The sequence below is a fragment of the Pseudomonas sp. AU12215 genome (assembly GCF_001675465.2).
Classification (GTDB): Bacteria; Pseudomonadota; Gammaproteobacteria; order Pseudomonadales; family Pseudomonadaceae; genus Pseudomonas; species Pseudomonas nitroreducens.
In genome coordinates, this window is record NZ_MACM02000174.1 from 191,034 (window position 1) to 211,154 (window position 20,121).

Sequence of the window (20,121 nt, forward strand, 5' to 3'; positions counted from 1 at the left end):
CTTCTCCTCGGAGTATGTCGGGAAAAGTTAGAAAACGCGCCCTAGAGCGGGGGCATCTCGCCAACTCCCTGACGGCGGCCACGCGAACAGCAGTCTGCCGGAGGAATGTTGCAAATGGCGTGCCCTGGGCGATTGCCCGACGAAGGTTGGTGCGAAGAATGGAGTGGGAGCGGGGCGAACGACCTATCGGAGCGAGCTTGCTCGCGAACCGATTCAGCAGCGGGGCTATTCGCGAACGAGGACTGGGCGTTCCCCTTCCTGCAGAAGAGCAGTGGCGCGGGGAGGCTCAGAGCATCAGCTTGACCACGGACTCCGACGGGTCTCGCGACTTGCCGGCTTTCTCCAGCTGCGCGAGGTAGTCGGCCCACATCTCGTCGTGGCGCACGCACAGCTCATAGAGGTAGTCCCAGGTGAACAGTCCGCTGTCGTGGCCGTCGTCGAAAGTCAGCTTGAGCGCGTACTGACCGGCCGGCTCCAGGTTGCTCAGGCCGACATTCAGCTTGCCCACCTGCAGCACCGGGTTGCCGTGGCCCTGGACTTCCGCCGATGGCGAATGCACGCGCAGGAACTCGGCGGGCAGATCGTAGGACTGGTCGCCATAGGTCAGCGAAAGCTTCTTCGAGGCCTTGTGCAGCTTGATGGCGGAAGGAATGCGCATGGACGGCTCCTGAACGGCGATCCCGGCATTGTAGCGCCGGCTGAAAATAAACGGGGCGCCCTGAGGCGTCCCGTCGCTGTGGCGTCGATCCGCTTACAGGATGTAGCGCGACAGGTCCTCGTCCTGGGCCAGTTCGCCCAGGTGGCCGTTGACGTAGGCCGCGTCGATCACGATGGCCTTGCCGCTGTGCTCGCTGGCCAGGTCCGCGGCGTCGAACGACACCTCTTCGAGCAGGCGCTCGAGCAGGGTGTGCAGGCGCCGGGCACCGATATTCTCGGTCTTCTCGTTGACCTGGAAGGCGATCTCCGCGAGGCGTTTGATGCCGTCGGCGGCGAACTCGATGTCCAGCCCTTCGGTCTTCAGCAGCGCGGTGTACTGCTCGGTCAGCGACGCATGCGGCTCGCTGAGGATACGCTCGAAGTCGCTCGGGCTCAGGGCTTTGAGCTCGACGCGGATCGGCAGGCGGCCCTGCAGTTCCGGCACCAGGTCGCTAGGCTTGGACAGGTGGAAGGCGCCCGAGGCGATGAACAGGATGTGGTCGGTCTTCACCATGCCCAGCTTGGTGTTCACGGTGCAACCCTCGATCAGCGGCAGCAGGTCACGCTGCACGCCCTCGCGGGAGACGTCGGCGCCGCCGACATTGCCGCGCTTGGCGATCTTGTCGATCTCGTCGATGAAGACGATGCCGTTCTGCTCCACCGCTTCCAGGGCGCGGGCCTTGAGGTCTTCTTCATTGACCAGGCGCTGCGCTTCCTCGTCGCGGATCAGCTTCATCGCCTCGGCGACCTTCAGCTTGCGGCTCTTGCGCTTGCCCTTGCCCATGTTGGAGAACAGGTTCTGCAACTGGTTGGTCATCTCCTCCATGCCGGGCGGGGCCATGATTTCCACGCCCGAAGGAATGTCGGCGACCTCGATGTCGATTTCCTTGTCGTCCAGCTGGCCTTCGCGCAGGCGCTTGCGGAACAGCTGGCGGGTGTTGGAGTCCTCGCGGGCCGGCTCGTCACCGAAACCGGCGGTACGCGCCGGCGGCAGCAGGGCGTCGAGGATGCGCTCTTCGGCGGCGTCTTCGGCGCGGTACTTGACCTTCTGCACTTCCTGCTCGCGGAGCATCTTGATCGCGGCATCGGCGAGGTCGCGGATGATCGACTCGACGTCACGGCCGACGTAGCCGACCTCGGTGAACTTGGTCGCTTCCACCTTGATGAACGGCGCGTTGGCCAGCTTGGCCAGGCGACGGGCGATCTCGGTCTTGCCGACGCCGGTCGGGCCGATCATCAGGATGTTCTTCGGCGTCACTTCGGCGCGCAGTTCGGTCGGCAGCTGCATGCGCCGCCAGCGGTTGCGCAGGGCGATGGCGACGGCGCGCTTGGCGTCGTCCTGGCCGATGATGTGGCGGTTGAGTTCGTGGACGATCTCGCGGGGAGTCATGGACATTTGACGGGCTACTCCGGAACGACAGCGCTTAGATGGCGCTGTCGAGCTCCTCAAGGGTCAGATTCTGGTTGGTGAACACGCAGATCGAGCCGGCGATGTTCAGGGCGGTCTCGGCGATCTCGCGGGCGCTCATCTCGTCGTTGGCTTTCTGCAGCAGCGCCATGGCGGCCGCCTGGGCGAAGCCGCCACCGGAGCCCATGGCAATCAGGCCATGCTCGGGTTCGACCACGTCACCGTTGCCGGTGATGATCAGGGATGCGTCCTTGTTGGCCACGGCCAGCATGGCTTCCAGGCGGCTCAGGGAGCGGTCGGTACGCCAGTCCTTGGCCAGCTCGACGGCAGCGCGCACCAGGTGGCCCTGGTGTTTTTCCAGCTGCTGCTCGAAGCGTTCGAAGAGGGTGAAGGCATCGGCGGTGGCGCCGGCGAAGCCGGCCAGTACTTCACCGTGGTACAGGCGGCGGACTTTCTTCGCGTTGCCTTTCATCACGGTGTTGCCCAGGGAAACCTGGCCGTCGCCGCCCATGACGACTTTGCCGTTACGGCGGACAGATACGATGGTGGTCAAGGGTCTTACTCCACACTAGCGGGGCGATGTGCCCGAATGCAGAGTCAGATGGGGACTCGGTCGGCGGGGTTCAAGTCCTGCACCGGACGAGCAGTGCGCATTTCACGCGCCACTCGTCGGTGCGGGCCTTGGAATCAGCGGGTCTGGCGCTGCTGTAACAGCAGGTTGCTGAAGCCGTTGCCGGCCAGTTGCTTCTGCGCGGCGGAGGCCTTGGCACGGTCGCCGTAGGGGCCGACCATGACGCGGTACCAAGTTTCGTCGCGTACCGTACCGGACTCCACGCGGGCGTTCTGGCCCATCATGATGATCTGCGCGCGCAGGTGGTCGGCGTCGGTCTGCTTACGGAACGAGCCGGCCTGCAGGTAGTACTGCGTGGCGGCCACGGCCGGCGGCGGTGTCGGCTTGGCTGGCGCCGTATCGCTGGCCGGAGCCTGCGGCAGCGCCTGCTTCTGCGCGGTCGCGACCTGGGTCGCTGGCGGCGTGGCGGGGGTTGCCGGCTTGACCACTGCGGGCGGTGGCGGAGTCTGGCCGCTCAGGGCGGTCAGGGCACGCTGGGTGTCGATCTTCTCGGCTTCTTCCTTGGTGGCGACCACGGTCGGCGTCGGAGTCGGCTTGGCCGGTGGCGGCACGGCCTCTGGCGGCACGGCGACTTCCGAGCCTGGCAGCAGGGTGTAGAAGTCGTACTTGGGCTTCACCCCCGTCGGCGCGGCCGGCTGTTGCGACTGCACAGTGCCGGAGGGCTTGTTGGAACCGACTACGGCCTTGGGCGCCTCCGCCTTCTCGCGTTTGACGTCGTTGCGACCCGGCTCCAGCTTCATCAGGAACATGATGAAGCCGCCGATGGCCAGGCCGGCCACCAGCCATACCCAGCCGGGGACCGAACTCTTCTTGGCCGGGGCCTGGTAGCGGCTGGCGCCGCGCTTGGGAGCGGGTTTCTTCTTCGCCATGGGTGCTTACATGCGCTCCAGGGTTTCCAGGCCCAGCAACTCCAGGCCCTGCTTGAGGGTACGGCCGGTCAGCGCGGCAAGGCGCAGGCGGCTTTCCTGTTGCGCCGGGTCTTCGGCGGTGAGGATCGGGCAGTGCTCGTAGAAGCTGGAGAACAGGCCGGCCAGCTCGTACAGGTAGGCGCAGAGGATGTGCGGCACACCCTTGATCGCCACGTTGTTGAGCAGGTCGGTGAACTGCGCCAACTGAGCGGCCAGGGCGATTTCCTGCGGTTGCTGCAGGACGATCTTGCCGCCGACTTCGTCATAACCCTTGCCCAGCTTGCGGAAGATGCTCGCCACGCGGGTGTACGCATACAGCAGGTACGGCGCGGTGTTGCCCTCGAAGCTCAGCATCAGGTCGAAGTTGAAGCTGTAGTCGCTGGTGCGGTGCTTGGACAGGTCGGCGTACTTCACCGCGCCGATGCCAACGGCGTGGGCGATCTGGCGCAGGTCCTGCTCGCTGAAGTCGGGGTTCTTGGCCTTCACCAGGGTGTAGGCGCGCTCCTCGGCTTCGATCAGCAGGTCGATCAGCTTCACGGTGCCGCCGTCGCGGGTCTTGAACGGCTTGCCGTCGGCGCCGTTCATGGTGCCGAAGCCCATGTGCTCCAGGTCCATGCTGGCCGGGACGAAGCCGGCGCGGCGGGCGACTTCGAACACCTGCTGGAAGTGCAGGGCCTGGCGCTGGTCGACGAAGTACAGCACGCGGTCGGCGTGCAGCACCTTGTGGCGGTAGCGCATGGCAGCCAGGTCGGTGGTGGCATAGAGGTAGCCGCCGCCGGCCTTCTGCACGATCACCGGCAGCGGCTCGCCTTCGGCGTTCTTGAACTCGTCGAGGAACACGCACAGGGCGCCGTCGCTCTCGACCAGCAGGCCCTTGGCGGTCAGGTCGGCGACCACTTGCGCAAGGTCGTCGTTGTAGGCGCTCTCGCCCTTCACGTCGGCCATGGTCAGCTTCACGCCCAGCAGGTCGTAGACCTTCTGGCAGTGCGACAGGGAAATGTCGTTGAAGCGGGTCCACAGGGCCATGCACTTGGGATCGTTGGCCTGCAGTTTCACCACCAGCTCACGGGCGCGGTTGGCGAACTCGGGGGACTCGTCGAAGCGTTGCTTGGCCGCGCGGTAGAAGACCTCCAGGTCGTGCAGTTCGGCCTGGGCGTCCACCGGTTGTTCTTCCAGGTAGGCCAGCAGCATGCCGAACTGGGTGCCCCAGTCGCCCACGTGGTTCTGGCGGATTACCGTGTCGCCGAGGAACTCCAGCACGCGGCTGACGCCGTCGCCGATGATGGTCGAGCGCAGGTGGCCGACGTGCATTTCCTTCGCCAGGTTCGGCGAGGACAGGTCCACCACCACGCGCTGCGCGGGGCCGGCCTTGCGCACACCGATGCGTTCATCGGCCAGGGCCTTGTCGAGGCTGGCGGCGAGCCAGGCCTGGTCCTGGAAGAAGTTCAGGAAGCCGGGGCCGGCGATCTCGACCTTGGCCACTTCCGGGCTCTGCGGCAGCGCCTCGACCAGCTTGGTGGCCAGGTCGCGCGGCTTCATGCCGGCGGGCTTGGCCAGCATCATGGCGATGTTGCTGGCGAAGTCACCGTGGGTTCGGTCCTTGGTGTTCTCCACCTGGATGTCGGGCGTCAGGCCGGCCGGCAGGGTGCCGTCTTCGGTGAGGCTGACAAGGGCTTGCTGGATCAGGTGGCGAATCGTGTCTTTCATGGTTTTCTCCGTGCTCGCGTGCATCCGGCGCGCGCGACCGGTTATCGGGCTCAGAACCGCGCATTATCCGTGGCTGGGCATGGCTTGCCAACCGCAGAGCGCTCCGAGTTCAGTCTCGCCGCTGTGCCATCCGTCGCGGCTGATGGAAGTCAATGTAGGACGGTTCCGGCACGGCGGACGGGTTCTTGGGAATAAAAGAGGGCCGTCAGAACAGATCGATCGGGTCGACATCCAGCGACCAGCGTACCTGGCGCCCGCTGGGCATGCCCTCTAGCGTCTGCAGCCAGGGGGTGAGAAGACGGTGCAGCGGTGCGCGGGCCGTGCTCATCAGCAGCAACTGGGCGCGATAGCGACCGGCGCGACGCTCCATGGGCGCCGGCACCGGGCCGAGGAGTTCCACGTCGTGGCCCAGGGTGGCCTGCAGACGCTCGGCCTCGGCGCAGGCCTCGTCGAGGAAACCTTCGGCCTGCCCTGGCTTGTGCGCCTCGGCGCGTAGCAGCGCCAGGTGCGAGAAGGGCGGCAGGCCGGCGGAGCGGCGCTCGGTGAGGGCCTGCTCGGCGAAGGCGAAGTAACCCTGCTCGGTGAGTTGTACCAGCAGCGGGTGGTCGGCCAGATGGGTCTGGATCAGCACGCGGCCCGGCTCCTCGGCGCGCCCGGCGCGGCCGGCGACCTGGACGATCTGCTGGGCCATGCGCTCGCTGGCGCGGAAGTCGGCGGAGAACAGCCCGCCATCGGCATCGAGGATCGCCACCAGGGTGACCCGCGGGAAGTGGTGCCCCTTGGCGAGCATCTGCGTGCCAACCAGGATGCACGGCTCGCCCTTGTTGATGGTGGCGAACAGGTCGCGCATGGCGTGCTTGCGCGAGGTGCTGTCGCGGTCGATGCGCAGCACCGGGTAGTCCGGGAAGAGAATGCGCAGGCGCTCTTCGGCGCGCTCGGTGCCGGCGCCGACCGGGCGCAGGTCCACGGTGCCGCATTTCGGGCAGTTGCGCGGCGGCCGCTCGCGGTGGTCGCAGTGGTGGCAGCGCAGTTCGCCACTGCCCTGGTGCACGGTCATCCGCGCATCGCAGCGCGGGCACTGGCTGATCCAGCCGCAGTCGTGGCACAGCAGGGTGGGGGCGAAGCCGCGGCGGTTCAGGTAGACCAGCACCTGCTGGCCGGCGGCCAGGGTTTCCTTGATCGAGCGCTGCAACGGCATGGAGATGCCGGAATCCAGCGGCAGGCTCTTCACGTCCAGGCGGTGGAACTTCGGCTGGTGCGCGCCGCCGGCCCGCTGGGTCAGGCGTAGCAGGCCGTAGCGGCCGCTCTGGGCGTTGTGCAGGCTTTCCAGCGCCGGCGTGGCGGAGCCCAGCAGTATCGGCACGTTCTCCAGACGCGCGCGCACCACGGCGAGGTCGCGGGCGTGGTAGCGCAGGCCTTCCTGCTGTTTATAGGAAGCGTCGTGTTCCTCGTCGATGATGATCAGCCCCGGATTCTTCAGCGGGGTGAACAGTGCCGAGCGGGTGCCGATGATGATGTCCGCCTCGCCGTCGCGAGCCGCCAGCCAGGCGTCCAGCCGCTCCCGGTCGGTCAGCGCCGAATGCAGCAGGGCGATTCGCGCGTTGAAGCGGCGCTCGAAGCGGCTCAGGGTCTGCGGGCCGAGGTTGATCTCGGGGATCAGCACCAGTGCCTGTTTGCCGGCCTCCAGGGTTTCGCGGATCAGTTGCAGGTAGACCTCGGTCTTGCCGCTGCCGGTGACGCCTGCCAGGAGGAAGCTGTGGAAGCTGCCGAAGCCGGCGCGCACGGCTTCGAAGGCGGCACGTTGCTCGGCGTTGAGTGGCAGTTCCGCCTGCGCCAGCCACGGGCCATGGTGCGGTGGCACGCTGTGCTCGCGCACTTCCAGGGTGACCAGGCCTTTTTCCTGCAGCAGGTCGAGGCTGTCCTTGTTGATCTGCAACTGGCTGAGCAGGTCGTGGGCGACACCATGGGGGTGCTGCTTGAGGATCTTCAGCGTCTCGCGCTGGCGCGGCGCGCGGGCCAGGCGCGGGTCTTCCTCGCGGGCACCGGGTTCGGCGTGCCAGAAGCGCTGCTGGCGCGCCTCGGCCGGGTCGCCCTGGCGCAGCAGGTTGGGCAGCGCCCAGGAGAAGGTGTCGCCCAGGCTGTGCTGGTAGTACTGCGCCGTCCAGCGGCACAACTCCAGCAGGTGCGCCGGCATCGGCGGCTCGCGGTCGAGCACCGCCAGGGCCGGGCGCAGCTTGTCCGCCGGCACGTCGGAGGTTTCCACCTGCTCCACCAGCACACCGACCATCTCCCGCCGGCCGAACGGCACGCGCAGGCGCACGCCCGGCTGCAGGCGCGTCACGTCGACCCCGCGCGGAGGCAGGTAGTCGAACAGGCGGCGCAGCGGCGAGGGCAGGGCGAGACGCAGGATGGCGGGTGTGGGCACGCGACGGATTCCGGGGCGGCTGGGAGCGCTGGATGGTAGCATGGGCAATGCGACGGTCGGTCATGCCTGATCTTGCGTTGAAAGCGTTCTCTGGTATGATCCACGCCCTTAATTTCCGTGCGGTGCCCGGTAAAAGATCCCGCCCGCGGTCCTTGATGACCGTGGCTCGGCTTCTGCCAGAGACTGGGTGGCGGCACACCACTGAGAGGAAGAGACCATGAAACCGGAAATCCATCCCGCGTACGAAGACATCGAAGCCACCTGCAGCTGCGGCAACGTGATCAAAACTCGTTCGACCCTGTGCAAAGGCATCCACCTGGACGTCTGCTCCGAATGCCACCCGTTCTACACTGGCAAGCAGAAAGTCCTGGACACCGGCGGCCGTATCGATCGCTTCAACCAGCGCTTCGCCATGTTCGGCGGCAAGAAGTAAGATCGATTTCCGGAAAGAACCTTCATGGTTTTTTACGGCATCTCGAAAAAGGCGTCCCTCGTGGGCGCCTTTTTTATGGCTGTCCTTTTTTCCCTGGACGCCAGCGCCGCCGCCTGCCCGAAGCCTTCGTCAGCGGAAACGGTACGCGTGGCACGGGTGGTGGACGGTGACACGCTGAAGCTGGCCGACGGCCGCAGCGTCCGCCTGATCGGTGTGAACGCCCCGGAACTGGCCCATCACGGCCGCTCCGAAGAACCCTTTGCCGTTGCCGCCCAGCGTCGCCTGCAGGAGCTGGTGGCGGCCAATGATGGCGAGGTCGGCCTGGTTACCGGCCAGCAGGGCAAGGACAAGTATGGCCGCACGCTGGCCCACGCCTATGACGCCCGCGGCAACAACCTCGAATCCCGCCTGCTCGCCGAAGGCCTGGGCTACCTTGTAGCTATCGCCCCCAATACGGATCTCACCGCCTGCCAGCGCGCCGCCGAGCGCGAGGCGCGCAGCGCCCAGCGGGGGTTGTGGAGAAAATCTCCGGTGCAGGTGGCGGAACAGCTTCACGAAAGCGGCTTTGCGGTGGTGCGTGGACGGGTGGAACAGGTACAACGCAATCGCGGTGGTCTGTGGATCGATCTCGACGGCCCGTTGGTGCTACGCATTGAGCCCCGACTCCTGAGGCAGTTCGACGATGCAACCCTGCGTGAGCTGAAGGGTCGACAAATAGAAGCGCGCGGCTGGGTCATCGACCGTGCCGAGCGCGGTGGAGTGAAAACCGGACAGGCGCGCTGGATGCTGCCTGTAACCGACCCGGCGATGATGGAGGTATTGCCATGAGCGTGCGCTCGTTCGGAATCCTGGTGTTGCTGGCGCTGCTGAGCGTCCTCGGCGGTTGCGCCACCAACCCGGCCACCGGCAAGTCTGACTTCGTGATGATGAGCGAGCAGAGCGAGCTGGAGATGGGCCAGAAGTACAGCCAGGAAATCGCCAAGCAGTACCCGCGCTATGAGGATGCCAAGCTGCAGGCCTACGTCCAGCAGGTTGGCGAGCGGGTCGCCCGCGCCGGCGACCGGCCGCAGCTGCAGTATCACTTCACGGTCATCGACACCCCCGACATCAACGCCTTCGCCCTGCCCGGCGGCTACATCTATATCCACCGCGGGCTGATGGCATATCTGGGCTCGGAGGCGGAGCTGGCCGCCGTGCTCGGCCACGAGGTCGGCCACGTGACCGCGCGGCATAGCGTCAAGCAGCAGAGCCAGTCGAGCGCCTGGAGCATCCTCGGCCAGGCCGTGGCCCTTGGCACCGGTGTCGGCGCTGCCGCCGACCTCACCAACGTGCTCGGCACCGCCTTCGTGCGCGGCTATGGCCGCGACATGGAGCTGGAGGCCGACGGCCTGGGCGCCAAGTACCTGGCCCGCGCCGGCTACGACCCGACCGCCATGATCCAGGTGGTGCGGGTGCTGAAGAACCAGGAAGACTTCGCCCGCGATGAGGCGGCGCGCAAGGGCCAGGCGGCCCAGCCGGTCGGCTACCACGGGCTGTTCGACACCCACCCGGACAACGATGAGCGCCTCAAGCAGGTCCTCGGCCCGGCCCAGGCCCTGGCCGGCAGTGGCCAGCGCGAAGTCGCTGCCGAGCGCTACCTGAAAGCCATCGACGGCATGCCCTTCGGCGATTCCGCCGCCAGCGGCGTGCGCCGCGGGCAGAGCTTCTACCACTCGGAACTGGACTTCACCCTGACCTACCCGGCCGGCTGGGGCATCCTCAACCAGCCGACCGCGCTGGTGGGCTACACCGCCGACCAGCAGGCCTACATCGGCATGAAGCTGGTACCGCGCGATGGCCAGCTGACTCCGGCGGAATACCTGCGCAAGGGGGCTGGCGGGCGGTTATCGAACGAAGAAAGCTTCCAGCAGAACGGCCTCGACGTTGCCACTGGCGTGGTTCCCGGCAATCCGGCCCGTCGCGCGGCCGTGGTCTACCAGAAGGACCACGCCTACCTGTTCATCGGTGTGGTCAAAGGTCGCGCCTCGCTGGAGAGCGAGGACGATCACTTCATGCAGGTCATCCGCAGCTTCCGACCCATGCGTGCCGACGAGCAGAAACTCGCGCAACCGCGCCGGATCGCCGTCGTTCAGGTCAAATCCGGGCAGACTGTCGAGCAGTTCGCGAAGGCAGAATCCGGTCCGGAATCTGACTCGATAAATCGTATACGTTTATTGAATGACTTGTATCCAACTGGTCAGCCAAAACCGGGCGACTGGCTGAAAGTCGTACGCTAGAGGTCTTGACAGCTGGGGCCTGGGCTACCTTGGCAGGTGTGGCCTTTCTGCGTATGCTCGGTCCCCCGTCTGTCCAACAAGCAACAAAAGCGGAAGTGCCCAAATGTCTGATCTCAAGACCGCTGCCCTCGAATATCACGCCCAACCCCGCCCCGGAAAACTGAGCGTCGAGCTGACCAAGCCGACCGTGACCGCCCGCGACCTGTCGCTGGCGTACAGCCCGGGTGTCGCCGAGCCGGTCCGCGAAATCGCGCGTGACCCCGAGCTTGCCTTCAAGTACACCGGCAAGGGCAACCTGGTCGCGGTCATTTCCGACGGCACCGCCATCCTCGGCCTGGGCAACCTCGGCCCGCTGGCCTCCAAGCCGGTCATGGAAGGCAAGGGCGTCCTGTTCAAGCGCTTCGCCGGTGTCGACGTATTCGACATCGAAGTCGACGCCGAGAGCCCGCAGGCCTTCATCGATACCGTCAAGCGCATCTCCATCACCTTCGGCGGCATCAACCTGGAAGACATCAAGGCACCCGAGTGCTTCGAGATCGAGCGCGCCCTGATCGAACAGTGCGACATCCCGGTGTTCCACGATGACCAGCACGGTACCGCCATCGTGACCGCCGCCGGCATGCTCAACGCCCTGGAAATCGCCGGCAAGAAGCTGGAAACCGCGAAGATCGTCTGCCTCGGCGCCGGCGCTGCCGCCATCTCCTGCATGAAGCTGCTGGTGAGCATGGGCGCCAAGGTCGAGAACATCTACATGATCGACCGCCAGGGCGTGATCCACGCGGGCCGTAACGACCTGAACCAGTACAAGGCGGTGTTCGCCACCGAGACCGACAAACGCACCCTGTCCGACGCCCTGGAAGGCGCCGACGTGTTCGTTGGCCTGTCCGGCGCCAACCTGCTCAGCGCCGAAGACCTCCAGCGCATGGCGCCGAACCCGATCGTCTTCGCCTGCTCGAACCCGGACCCGGAGATCAAACCGGAACTGGCCCACGCCACCCGCAACGACGTGATCATGGCCACCGGCCGTTCGGACTATCCGAACCAGGTCAACAACGTGCTCGGCTTCCCCTTCATCTTCCGCGGTGCCCTGGACGTGCGCGCCACTCGCATCAACGAAGAAATGAAGATCGCTGCTGCCCTGGCCCTGCGTGACCTGGCCAAGCTGCCGGTACCCAAGGACGTGTGCGACGCCTACGGCGTGACCGCCCTGGAATTCGGCCGCGAGTACATCATTCCGAAGCCGATGGACAAGCGCCTGATCACCATCGTTTCCGATGCCGTGGCCAAGGCCGCCATCGAGACCGGCGTGGCGACCCTGCCGTATCCGAAGCACTACCCGCTGCAGTCGGTGGAAGACGTCTTCAAAGGCTGATTCCGTCTGACCTGGAGAACCCCGCCTCGGCGGGGTTTTTCTTTTTCCGATGAGTGAAACGAAGAGTTACCCATTAATGACTGAAGGCAGGGGCCTTCAGGATCATCCCGACTATCCTTCCCTGCTCATGCATTGACGCGTCCGCTGCCCTGGAGCGGGCCGGGCGCATGGGGGAACATCATGAATCGGACTTTGCTGGCAGTCGCCACCCTGGCGGCCAGCGCCGCGCTCATCGGTTGCGCAGGGGCACCGCAGATGAGCTGGGACCGGGTGGGGGATTCGGCGCAGCGTGCAGTCACCAGCGCCGACGTCTGGGCGCCGGTGGCTGGCGCGGCGGTGATCGCCGCAGGCAATTGGGACCACAAGTGGCAGAAATCGGCGAGCAACCACGACTGGTTCTTCGGCGGCGACGCCAACCAGGCCGCCGACCGCATGCTCAACCTCGCCACCGGCCTGAGCGTCGTCACTGCTTTGGTGGCGTCGCCCAAGGACGTGAGTACCGAGGAGAAATGGAGCTGGCGCGGGCGCAACCTGACCTTGCTGGCGGCGGACCGCTACGCGGTGACCGGTTTCGTCGAGGAGGCCAAGGAATGGTCCGGGCGCGAGCGGCCGGACGGAATCCCCGACGACTCCTTCCCGTCCAAGCACACCGCCGTGACGGCCGTGCACAACAGCTTCACCCGCCGCAACCTGGACTACATCGACATGAATCCGACCTGGCGCTACACCGCCAAGGCCGGGCTCTACACCCTCGACGGGCTGACCGCGCTGTCGCGTGTGGAGGGAGACAAGCATTACCCCACCGACGTTCTGGTCGGGATGGCGGTGGGCAACTTCTTCGCCAACTTCACCTACAACCTGTTCCTCGAAGGGCCGGAAAGTCAGCGCTACAACGTGGCGGTGGTGCCGGAAACCGGCGGTGGCATGAGCCTGCGCGCGGCGATGCTGTTCTGAGGTTGGCGCGCCGCGCTGGGCAGCGTCTAGTCTTGCCGGAGCTTCTCCCTGGACGACGTCCCCGATGCCGCTGCGCCTGTTGCTGACCCTGCTGTTCCTGTGCGTTTCCTGCGCGGCGCAAGCCGACGAAGTGCTGCGCATCGCAGCGGATCGCTGGCCGCCCTATGCGGACCGCCAGTTGCCCGGCAATGGCGTGGCGGTGCATCTGGTACAGGCGGCGCTCAAGCGCGCCGGCTATGCCAGTGAATACATCGAAGTGCCCTGGCCGCGCGTGCTGCACGGTGTGGCGAACGGCGAGTACGACCTGGTGGCGGACGCCTGGTATACGCCGGAGCGGGAGTCCTTCGGCGTGTATTCCGAGCCCTACCTGGTCAACCGCGTGCGCCTGATCAAGCGCCAGGGTTCGCCGATTGCCTATGGCAAGCTGGCCGACCTGTATCCGTACCGCATCGCCATGGTGCGTGGCTACGCGTACTCCGAGGCCTTCGGCAACGACCCGAAACTGCAGCGGGTGCCGGTGTTCAGCTTCGTCAACGCGGCGCTGATGCTGCAGGCCGGGCGGGTGGACCTGACGCTGGAAGACGAGATCACCGCGCGCGTGCATTTCAACGGCGACCTCGCCGAACTCAAGGGGCAGCTGGAGTTCCTGCCGGTGCCGCTGGCCGAGAACGGCCTGCACATTCTTGTCGGCCGGCATAACCCGCACCATGCCGAGATAATCGAGGCCTTCAACAAGGCGATCCGCGAGATGCGTGCGGATGGCAGCTACGACCAACTGATGCGCGAGTACGGTCTCTGACAGGGCTTGGGGCTCTCTATAGGAGCGAGCTTGCTCACGAGCCCCGTTTCACGCCTGACCATCCGGTGCAATGCGTTCGCGAGCAAGAACTGGGCGTCCCCCTCGCTCCTACAAAAGCGTCAGGCGGCTTCGGTCTGCTCCGCGCCGATGTCGTTCTTCAGCAGGTGCGCCGCCAGAGTGCGCAATGGCGTGAGCTGTCGGCAGATGAGCGCCAGCTGGGTCTGCACCAGGCGGTGGGCGTCATCCTGTTCATCGGGCAGCTCTTCCAGGCGCTTGGCCAGCGTGTCTTCCTCGTCGCTGTAGATGGCTACCGGGCGCCGCTCGTTGAGGCGCGCGGCGATGTCGTCGAGGCTGGCGGTGAGGCGCTCGGCGGCCTCGGCGATGAGGTCGTCGTTGACGTCCGGCGGCAGCTGGTTGCGGTGTGCGCCGAGGGCGGAAAGGTAGCTGAGCAGGGTGTGGGACAGCACCAGGAAGCGGAAGCCGATCTCCGCGTCCTTCCGGAAGTGGCCGGGCTCGAGCAGCATGTTCGACAGGGTGGTGGAGAGCGTCGCGTCGGCGTTGTGCGCGTTGCGCCGGGCAGTACGGTAGGCGAGGTCGTCGCGCTTGCCGTTGGCGTACTGCTGCATGATTTCCCGCAGGTAGCGGCTGTTGCACGCCAGGGTGCCGCCGACCAGCCGGTGCAGGCTGCGCCCGTGCCAGTCGGGCAGCACCAGGAACACCGCGATGCCGGCGATCAGCGCGCCGAGCAGGGTATCGAACAGGCGCGGCAGGATCAGCCCGTAGCCGTCGCCCACCTGGTTGAAGCAGAACAGCACCAGCAGGGTGATCGCCGCCGTCGCCAGGGTGTAGCGGGTACTCCGCGTGGCGAAGAAGGCGACCCCGGCCACTACCGCCAGCAGCGACTGGATCAGTGGGTTGGGGAACAGGTCGATCAGCGCCCAGCCGGCGACCAGGCCGACCAGCGTGCCGAGTATCCGCTGCACCAGGCGGATGCGCGTGGCACCGTAGTTCGGCTGGCAGACGAACACCGTGGTGAGCATGATCCAGTAACCCTGGGTCGGGTGGATCAGGTGCAGCACGCCGTAGCCGGCAGCCAGCGCCAGTGACAGGCGCAGGGCGTGGCGGAACAGCAGCGAGGTCGGCGAAATCTGCAGGCGGATGCGCTCCAGGGCATCCTTGAACGAGCGCGGCGAGCGGTCCAGCAGGGTGCTGTCCTGTTCGTCGTCCAGCGCATCGGGATTGCTCGCGCCGCTGAGCTTGCGGTCCAGCGTGGTGAGGTTGGCCGCCAGGGCGCCGAGGGAGCGCAGCAGGCCGCGCCAGGCCGGGTTACCCTGCTGGCGCAGGTGTTCCAGCGAGGCGTTGAGGTCGGCCAGGGCCAGTTCGCTGTCGTTGTAGTCGAACGGCTGGCGCAGCTGGATCGCCTTCGCCAGTGCCTTGCACGCCTTGCCCTGCTGGTTGAGCAGACGCTGGCAACGGAACAGCACATCGCTATGGAAGAACGCCTCGGCCAACTGGTTGTACGGATAGTGCGAGGAACTGGCGCGCTCGTGGACGTCCTGGGCGATGAAGTAGAGCTTCAGGTAGCGGCTGATCTTCGGGCTCGGCCTGCCGTGGGAGAGGCGCGCCAGGATGGTTTCCTTGGCCTGGTTCAGCGCCACCACCACGCGGCCGTTCTGCCGCGCCAGGGCCAGGCGCTGGGCCTCGACATCCAGGTGGCGCAGCGGCTCCAGCAGGGTTGACTTGATCTTCAGGTACTCGCCCAGTTCGAGGAACAGCTTCGCCAGGCTCTGTTGCACCGGTTGATTGGCGAACAGCGCGTTCCACAGCACCGAGAGCAGCCCGTACCAGCCGGCGCCGGCCACCAGCAGCAGGGGCTCGCGCCAGAAGTCGGCGGGCGTGCCGCCGCGCTGGTCGACGCCGATCATGGTGTAGATCGACAGGATCAGGGTCGCCGAGGCGATGGCCGCGTAGCGCTCGCCCAGGGCTCCGAGCAGCGTCATCGCGAAGGTCGAGAGCGCCAGCCCGGCGACAAAAAGGGGCGGGTAGGGGAACAGCAGTTCCACCGCCAGCGAGGCGATGCTGAAACAGGCCAGCGTCACCAGCAGCGCCTGCAGGCGGCCGAGCCAGTGATCGTCGGTTTCCGCCAGGGCGCTGGCGATGACCCCGAGGAACAGCGGGATCACCAGCTCCGGTCGGCCCTGCAGCCAGCACGTGAGCATGACTCCGCTGAGGGCAACGAATACCCGCAGGCTGTAGGCGAACTTGTCCAGCGCCCAGAGGCGCTGCAGAGACTGGAGCAGTGGAGAGGAGAACATGCGCGTGCGGACTTCCGAATGTCTGCTGCTCAGACTAGCGGAACGTCTGCCGCGCTGCTATCGCGAGCGCGACACGCTGCTGCGCCTGCTTACCAACCGTGGCGCGATGCTCTTTGCAGGAGCGAGCTTGCTCGCGAACAATGGTTTGCCGGCGATACCGTACGGTTCGCGAGCAAGCTCGCTCCTACAGAAAGCAGGCAGAGCTAGAGAATCCGCGCCTTGAACGAACGGCCCTTGATCTTGCCTTCGTTGAAGTGCTTCAGCGCCTGCCTGGCGACGTCACGTTCCACGGCGACGAACGCCTGGAAGTCGAAGATGGCGATCTTGCCGACCTGCGTGCCCTTGAGTCCCGCGTCGCCGGTCAGCCCGCCGAGGATATCGCCGGGGCGCAGCTTGTCCTTGCGCCCGCCGGCGATGGCCAGGGTGGTCATCGGCGGCAGCAGCGGGGCGTCGTTGGCCTTGAGGAAGTCGATGCGCTCCCAGTTCAGCGGCGCACCCTGCAGGTCTTCGATGGCCTGGGCGCGGCTGGCTTCGGCCGGCGTCACCAGCGACAGCGCCAGGCCCTTCTCGCCGGCGCGGCCGCTGCGCCCGATGCGGTGCACATGGACCTGCGCATCGCGCGACAGCTCGACGTTGATCACCGCTTCCAGCGCGGCGATGTCCAGCCCGCGGGCGGCCACGTCGGTGGCCACCAGCACGCTGCAGCTGCGGTTGGCGAACATGGTCAGCACCTGGTCGCGCTCGCGCTGCTCGAGGTCACCGTGCAGGGCCAGGGCGGAGATCTTGCGTGCGTTGAGCTGCTCCACCACTTCCATGCACTGCTGGCGGGTATGGCAGAAGGCGACACAGGATTGCGGGCGGAAATGCTGGAGCAGGCGCACGACGGCATCGAGGCGCTGCTTGGGATCGATCTCGTAGAAGTGCTGTTCGATCTGGCTGTCGTCGTGCAGTGCTTCCACTTCCACGCGCTCGGGGTTCTTCAGGAACTTCGCCGCCAGTTGGCCGATGCCGTCGGGGTAGGTAGCGGAGAACAGCAGGGTCTGCCGGCGCGCCGGAGCCTGGTCGATGATGTCGGCGATGGTGTCGTAGAAGCCCATGTCGAGCATGCGGTCAGCTTCGTCCAGTACCAGGGTGTTCAGGCCGTCGAGCTTGAGGGTGCCGCGGCGCAGGTGTTCCTGAATGCGCCCCGGCGTACCGACCACCACGTGGGCGCCGTGCTCCAGCGATCCGATCTGCGGGCCGAAGGGCGTACCGCCGCAGAGGGTCAGCACCTTGATGTTGTCGGCGGCGCGGGCGAGGCGGCGGATCTCCTTGGCGACCTGGTCGGCCAGCTCGCGAGTCGGGCACAGCACCAGTGCCTGGCAGCCGAAATAACGCGGATTCAGCGGGCTGAGCAGGCCGATGCCGAAGGCGGCGGTCTTGCCGCTACCAGTCTTGGCCTGGGCGATCAGATCGCGGCCCTTGAGGATCGCCGGCAGGGCGGCGGCCTGGATCGGCGTCATCTCGCGGTAACCGAGAGAATCGAGGTTGGCCAGCAGGTCGGCCGACAGCGCGAGGGTGGAAAATGCAGAGGTGGTCACGAAGGGAGCCCGGGTGAATCCATATGGCCGCGCAGTGTAGCAGGAGAGCCCCTCAAAAGGGCTGAGAAGCCTGTATGGCAAGGGTTTGAGGCCACTCGTCAGAATTTCTCCAAGTAGCGATGAACGGTTTTTTCAAGAGATTCGCTTTCCGCAGATTTTTATCGTAGAGTTTCCGGACTGTGTTTGCATGGGTCGCCGTCGATCGTGACCTGATGCGGTCGGTTATTCCACCCCGTCCTGCTCGACTCCTTGTAACTCCTTGCAACTCAGTTCCTGGCCATTCGTGGCTAATTTCAAAAATACGTTCCAAGGAGAACACCATGTCGAATCGTCAGAACGGCACCGTCAAGTGGTTCAACGAGACCAAAGGCTACGGCTTCATTACCCCGGAAAGCGGCCCGGACGTGTTCGTACACTTCCGCGCTATCGAAGGTAACGGCTTCAAGACTCTGGCCGAAGGCCAGAAGGTCAGCTTCGAAGTCGTGCAGGGCCAGAAAGGCATGCAGGCCGAGCGCGTGCAGGTGATCTAAGATCCCCTGGCGTCAGCCGAAAAAGAACCCCGGGTGGAAACATCCGGGGTTTTTTATTGCCTATGTCCTTGTCGCCTATAGTGCTGCCATCGATTTTCCGGAGCTGCCATCCATGCCATCGCCCGCCTTCCGCCTGCTGCTCGCCGGCCTGCTCGTTTCGGGCGGCGCCCTTGCCGCCGACGCGCCCGCCCAGCCCACCTGGGGGTGGGTGGAGACGCTCATGCTGATGCCCGAACAGGCCCCCCTCAAGGCGAAGCTGGATACCGGCGCGCAGACCTCGGTGATGGACGCGCGCAACATCACGCGCATCAAGAAGAACGACGAGCGCTGGGTACAGTACGACGTGATGCTGACTGACCCGGCGACCGGCAAGGAAGAGCGCCTGCCTTTCGAGCGGCGTGTCGAGCGCGTGCTCAAGTTCAAGACCGCCAGCGGCGTCGAGCGCGCTCCGGTGGTGCTGATGGACGTCTGCCTGGGCGGCAAGGTCTACCGTGAGCAGTTCACCCTGCGCGACCGCCAGACCCTGGATTACCCGGTGCTGCTGGGGCGTGGCACCCTGGAACACCTGGGGCCGGTGGACGCCTCGAAGACGCAAACCGCCGCGCCGACCTGCAAGCCCTGATCAATGCTCGTCGACACCATGCTCGGGTTCGACCCGGCGTGGTGTGGTGCGGCCGTCTTCGGCGTTGAGCTGGAAGAAGATTGCGGCCGCCAGCATCGAGAGGATGCCGACGCTGAAGTAGGTCGCGTGGAAGGCCGACAGCACATCGCCCTGCACGCTTTCCTGATCGCCCGTGAACCCGCCCAGCAGCGCTGCCGCACAGGCGATGCCCATGCCGATGGATAGCTGCATGACCACCGAGAGCAGGCTGTTGCCGGCGCTGGCGTTGTCGTCGCGCAGATCGATCAGGGTCAGGGTGTTCATCGCAGTGAACTGCAGCGAGTTGATCCCGCCCAGCACTGCCAACTGCACCAGCAGCAGCGCGTAAGGGGTGTCCTGGTCGACCAGGCCGAGGCTGGCGATCATCGCGCCCAGCAGCAACGTGTTGCTGACCAGCAATTTGCGATAGCCGAACAGGTCCAGCAGCGGTCGCGCCAGCGACTTGATGACCATGGCCGCCAGGGCCATCGGGATCATGGTCATGCCCGCCCGCGATGGCGAGAAGCCCAGGCCGATCTGCAGCAGCAGCGGGGTGAGGAAGGGCAGGGAGCCGCTGCCCAGGCGCGCGAACAGGTTGCCCAGTACGCCCACGGCGAAGGTGCGCGTGGCGAACAGCGACGGTGGGAACAGCGGTGCTTCGATGCGCAGCGCACGCAGCCAGTAAGCCGCCAGCAGTACCAGCCCGCCCACCAGCAACAGGACCACGCGCACGTGGGGCATGTGCAGTTCGCCCAGGCCTTCGAGAGCGATGGTGATCAGCACCATGGCGCCACCGAACAGCAGGAAACCGATCGAGTCGAAACGCGTCGCGCGAACACCGTGCAGGTCGGGCATCAGGCGCAGGGCGACGATGAAGCCCACCAGCCCGACCGGCAGGTTGATCAGGAAGATCCAGTGCCAGCTGGCGTACTCCACCAGCCAGCCACCCAGCGTGGGGCCGGCCAGCGGCCCGAGCAGGCCGGGAATGGTGACGAAGCTGAGGATGCGCACCAGCTCCGTGCGCGGGTACACGCGCAGGATCACCAGGCGCCCTACCGGCATCATCAGCGCGCCGCCGATACCCTGCACCACGCGGGCGCCGACCAGGGTGCCGAGGCTGGGCGAGAGCGCGCAGAGCAGCGAGCCGAAGCTGAACAGGAAGATCGCGAAGAGGAACACCCGACGGGTGCCGAAACGGTCGGAGATCCAGCCGGAAGAGGGGATCAGCAGCGCCACGGTGAGCAGGTAGGCGATCACCACGCCCTGCATGCGCAGCGGGTCCTCGTCCAGCGAGCGGGCCATGCTCGGCAGCGCGGTGTTGAGGATGGTGCCGTCCAGGGCCTGCATGAAGAAGGCGATGGCCACCAGCCAGGGCAGCAGGCGAGCCACGCGGGGCGTGAGAATGAAGGGGTCGCTCATGGTCGGTCCGTCAGGCGGGAATGGCTCT

Annotated in this window: 17 protein-coding genes; 8 read left to right on the top strand and 9 right to left on the bottom strand. The window is 66.0% G+C overall.

The window, feature by feature from the left end:
- Nucleotides 1-286: 286 nt before the first annotated feature.
- From A9513_RS29440 to A9513_RS29465, 6 genes are all read right to left on the bottom strand, one after another.
- On the bottom strand, nucleotides 287-658 hold the full coding sequence (locus tag A9513_RS29440; protein WP_024766503.1) for a gamma-butyrobetaine hydroxylase-like domain-containing protein: 372 nt from the start codon (nucleotides 656-658) through the stop codon (nucleotides 287-289).
- 93 nt (nucleotides 659-751) lie between these two features.
- Nucleotides 752-2,092 (bottom strand): ATP-dependent protease ATPase subunit HslU, encoded by a 1,341-nt coding sequence (gene hslU, locus A9513_RS29445; RefSeq protein ID WP_065086262.1) that lies wholly within the window; start codon nucleotides 2,090-2,092, stop codon nucleotides 752-754.
- A gap of 28 nt (nucleotides 2,093-2,120) precedes the next feature.
- On the bottom strand, nucleotides 2,121-2,657 hold the full coding sequence (hslV, locus tag A9513_RS29450; RefSeq protein ID WP_024766505.1) for an ATP-dependent protease subunit HslV: 537 nt from the start codon (nucleotides 2,655-2,657) through the stop codon (nucleotides 2,121-2,123).
- Between the two features lie 134 nt (nucleotides 2,658-2,791).
- Nucleotides 2,792-3,604, bottom strand: coding sequence for an SPOR domain-containing protein (locus A9513_RS29455; RefSeq protein ID WP_024766506.1), 813 nt, complete (start codon nucleotides 3,602-3,604; stop codon nucleotides 2,792-2,794).
- 6 nt (nucleotides 3,605-3,610) lie between these two features.
- Nucleotides 3,611-5,350 carry an arginine--tRNA ligase gene (gene argS / locus A9513_RS29460; RefSeq protein ID WP_037013402.1) on the bottom strand — a complete coding sequence of 580 codons (1,740 nt, stop codon included), beginning with the start codon at nucleotides 5,348-5,350 and terminating at the stop codon, nucleotides 3,611-3,613.
- A gap of 205 nt (nucleotides 5,351-5,555) precedes the next feature.
- Nucleotides 5,556-7,817 (bottom strand): primosomal protein N', encoded by a 2,262-nt coding sequence (locus A9513_RS29465; RefSeq protein WP_141678544.1) that lies wholly within the window; start codon nucleotides 7,815-7,817, stop codon nucleotides 5,556-5,558.
- 175 nt (nucleotides 7,818-7,992) lie between these two features.
- Between A9513_RS29465 and rpmE the strand changes: the two genes are divergently transcribed.
- The 6 genes from rpmE to A9513_RS29495 all read left to right on the top strand — a co-directional run bounded on the left by rpmE (nucleotide 7,993) and on the right by A9513_RS29495 (nucleotide 13,609).
- Nucleotides 7,993-8,208 (top strand): 50S ribosomal protein L31, encoded by a 216-nt coding sequence (gene rpmE / locus A9513_RS29470; protein ID WP_024766509.1) that lies wholly within the window; start codon nucleotides 7,993-7,995, stop codon nucleotides 8,206-8,208.
- A gap of 24 nt (nucleotides 8,209-8,232) precedes the next feature.
- Nucleotides 8,233-9,036 carry a thermonuclease family protein gene (locus tag A9513_RS29475; protein ID WP_065086264.1) on the top strand — a complete coding sequence of 268 codons (804 nt, stop codon included), beginning with the start codon at nucleotides 8,233-8,235 and terminating at the stop codon, nucleotides 9,034-9,036.
- A 2-nt stretch (nucleotides 9,037-9,038) separates the two neighbouring features.
- Nucleotides 9,039-10,484: a M48 family metalloprotease gene (locus tag A9513_RS29480; protein ID WP_141678546.1), complete on the top strand. Its 1,446-nt coding sequence runs from the start codon at nucleotides 9,039-9,041 to the stop codon at nucleotides 10,482-10,484.
- Between the two features lie 103 nt (nucleotides 10,485-10,587).
- Entirely contained in the window at nucleotides 10,588-11,856 is a 1,269-nt protein-coding gene (locus A9513_RS29485; RefSeq protein ID WP_024766512.1) for a malic enzyme-like NAD(P)-binding protein, read from the top strand.
- Between the two features lie 180 nt (nucleotides 11,857-12,036).
- Complete coding sequence (locus tag A9513_RS29490; protein WP_037007577.1) at nucleotides 12,037-12,810, top strand: phosphatase PAP2 family protein; 774 nt, start codon at nucleotides 12,037-12,039, stop codon at nucleotides 12,808-12,810.
- A gap of 64 nt (nucleotides 12,811-12,874) precedes the next feature.
- Nucleotides 12,875-13,609 carry an ABC transporter substrate-binding protein gene (locus A9513_RS29495; RefSeq protein ID WP_065086266.1) on the top strand — a complete coding sequence of 245 codons (735 nt, stop codon included), beginning with the start codon at nucleotides 12,875-12,877 and terminating at the stop codon, nucleotides 13,607-13,609.
- Between the two features lie 119 nt (nucleotides 13,610-13,728).
- Here A9513_RS29495 and yccS read toward each other — a convergent pair whose 3' ends face one another.
- Together yccS and dbpA are read right to left on the bottom strand one after the other, a co-directional pair.
- Nucleotides 13,729-15,924: a YccS family putative transporter gene (gene yccS / locus A9513_RS29500; protein ID WP_065086267.1), complete on the bottom strand. Its 2,196-nt coding sequence runs from the start codon at nucleotides 15,922-15,924 to the stop codon at nucleotides 13,729-13,731.
- 203 nt (nucleotides 15,925-16,127) lie between these two features.
- Nucleotides 16,128-17,504 carry an ATP-dependent RNA helicase DbpA gene (gene dbpA / locus A9513_RS29505; RefSeq protein WP_065086268.1) on the bottom strand — a complete coding sequence of 459 codons (1,377 nt, stop codon included), beginning with the start codon at nucleotides 17,502-17,504 and terminating at the stop codon, nucleotides 16,128-16,130.
- Between the two features lie 320 nt (nucleotides 17,505-17,824).
- Between dbpA and A9513_RS29510 the strand changes: the two genes are divergently transcribed.
- Together A9513_RS29510 and A9513_RS29515 are read left to right on the top strand one after the other, a co-directional pair.
- Nucleotides 17,825-18,034 carry a cold-shock protein gene (locus A9513_RS29510; RefSeq protein ID WP_017520182.1) on the top strand — a complete coding sequence of 70 codons (210 nt, stop codon included), beginning with the start codon at nucleotides 17,825-17,827 and terminating at the stop codon, nucleotides 18,032-18,034.
- 112 nt (nucleotides 18,035-18,146) lie between these two features.
- The gene (locus A9513_RS29515; protein ID WP_065086269.1) at nucleotides 18,147-18,656 is read left to right on the top strand and encodes a RimK/LysX family protein; all 510 of its coding nucleotides are present in this window, start codon (nucleotides 18,147-18,149) and stop codon (nucleotides 18,654-18,656) included.
- Here A9513_RS29515 and mdtD read toward each other — a convergent pair whose 3' ends face one another.
- Nucleotides 18,657-20,093: a multidrug transporter subunit MdtD gene (gene mdtD, locus A9513_RS29520; RefSeq protein ID WP_024766518.1), complete on the bottom strand. Its 1,437-nt coding sequence runs from the start codon at nucleotides 20,091-20,093 to the stop codon at nucleotides 18,657-18,659.
- Nucleotides 20,094-20,121: the final 28 nt, after the last annotated feature.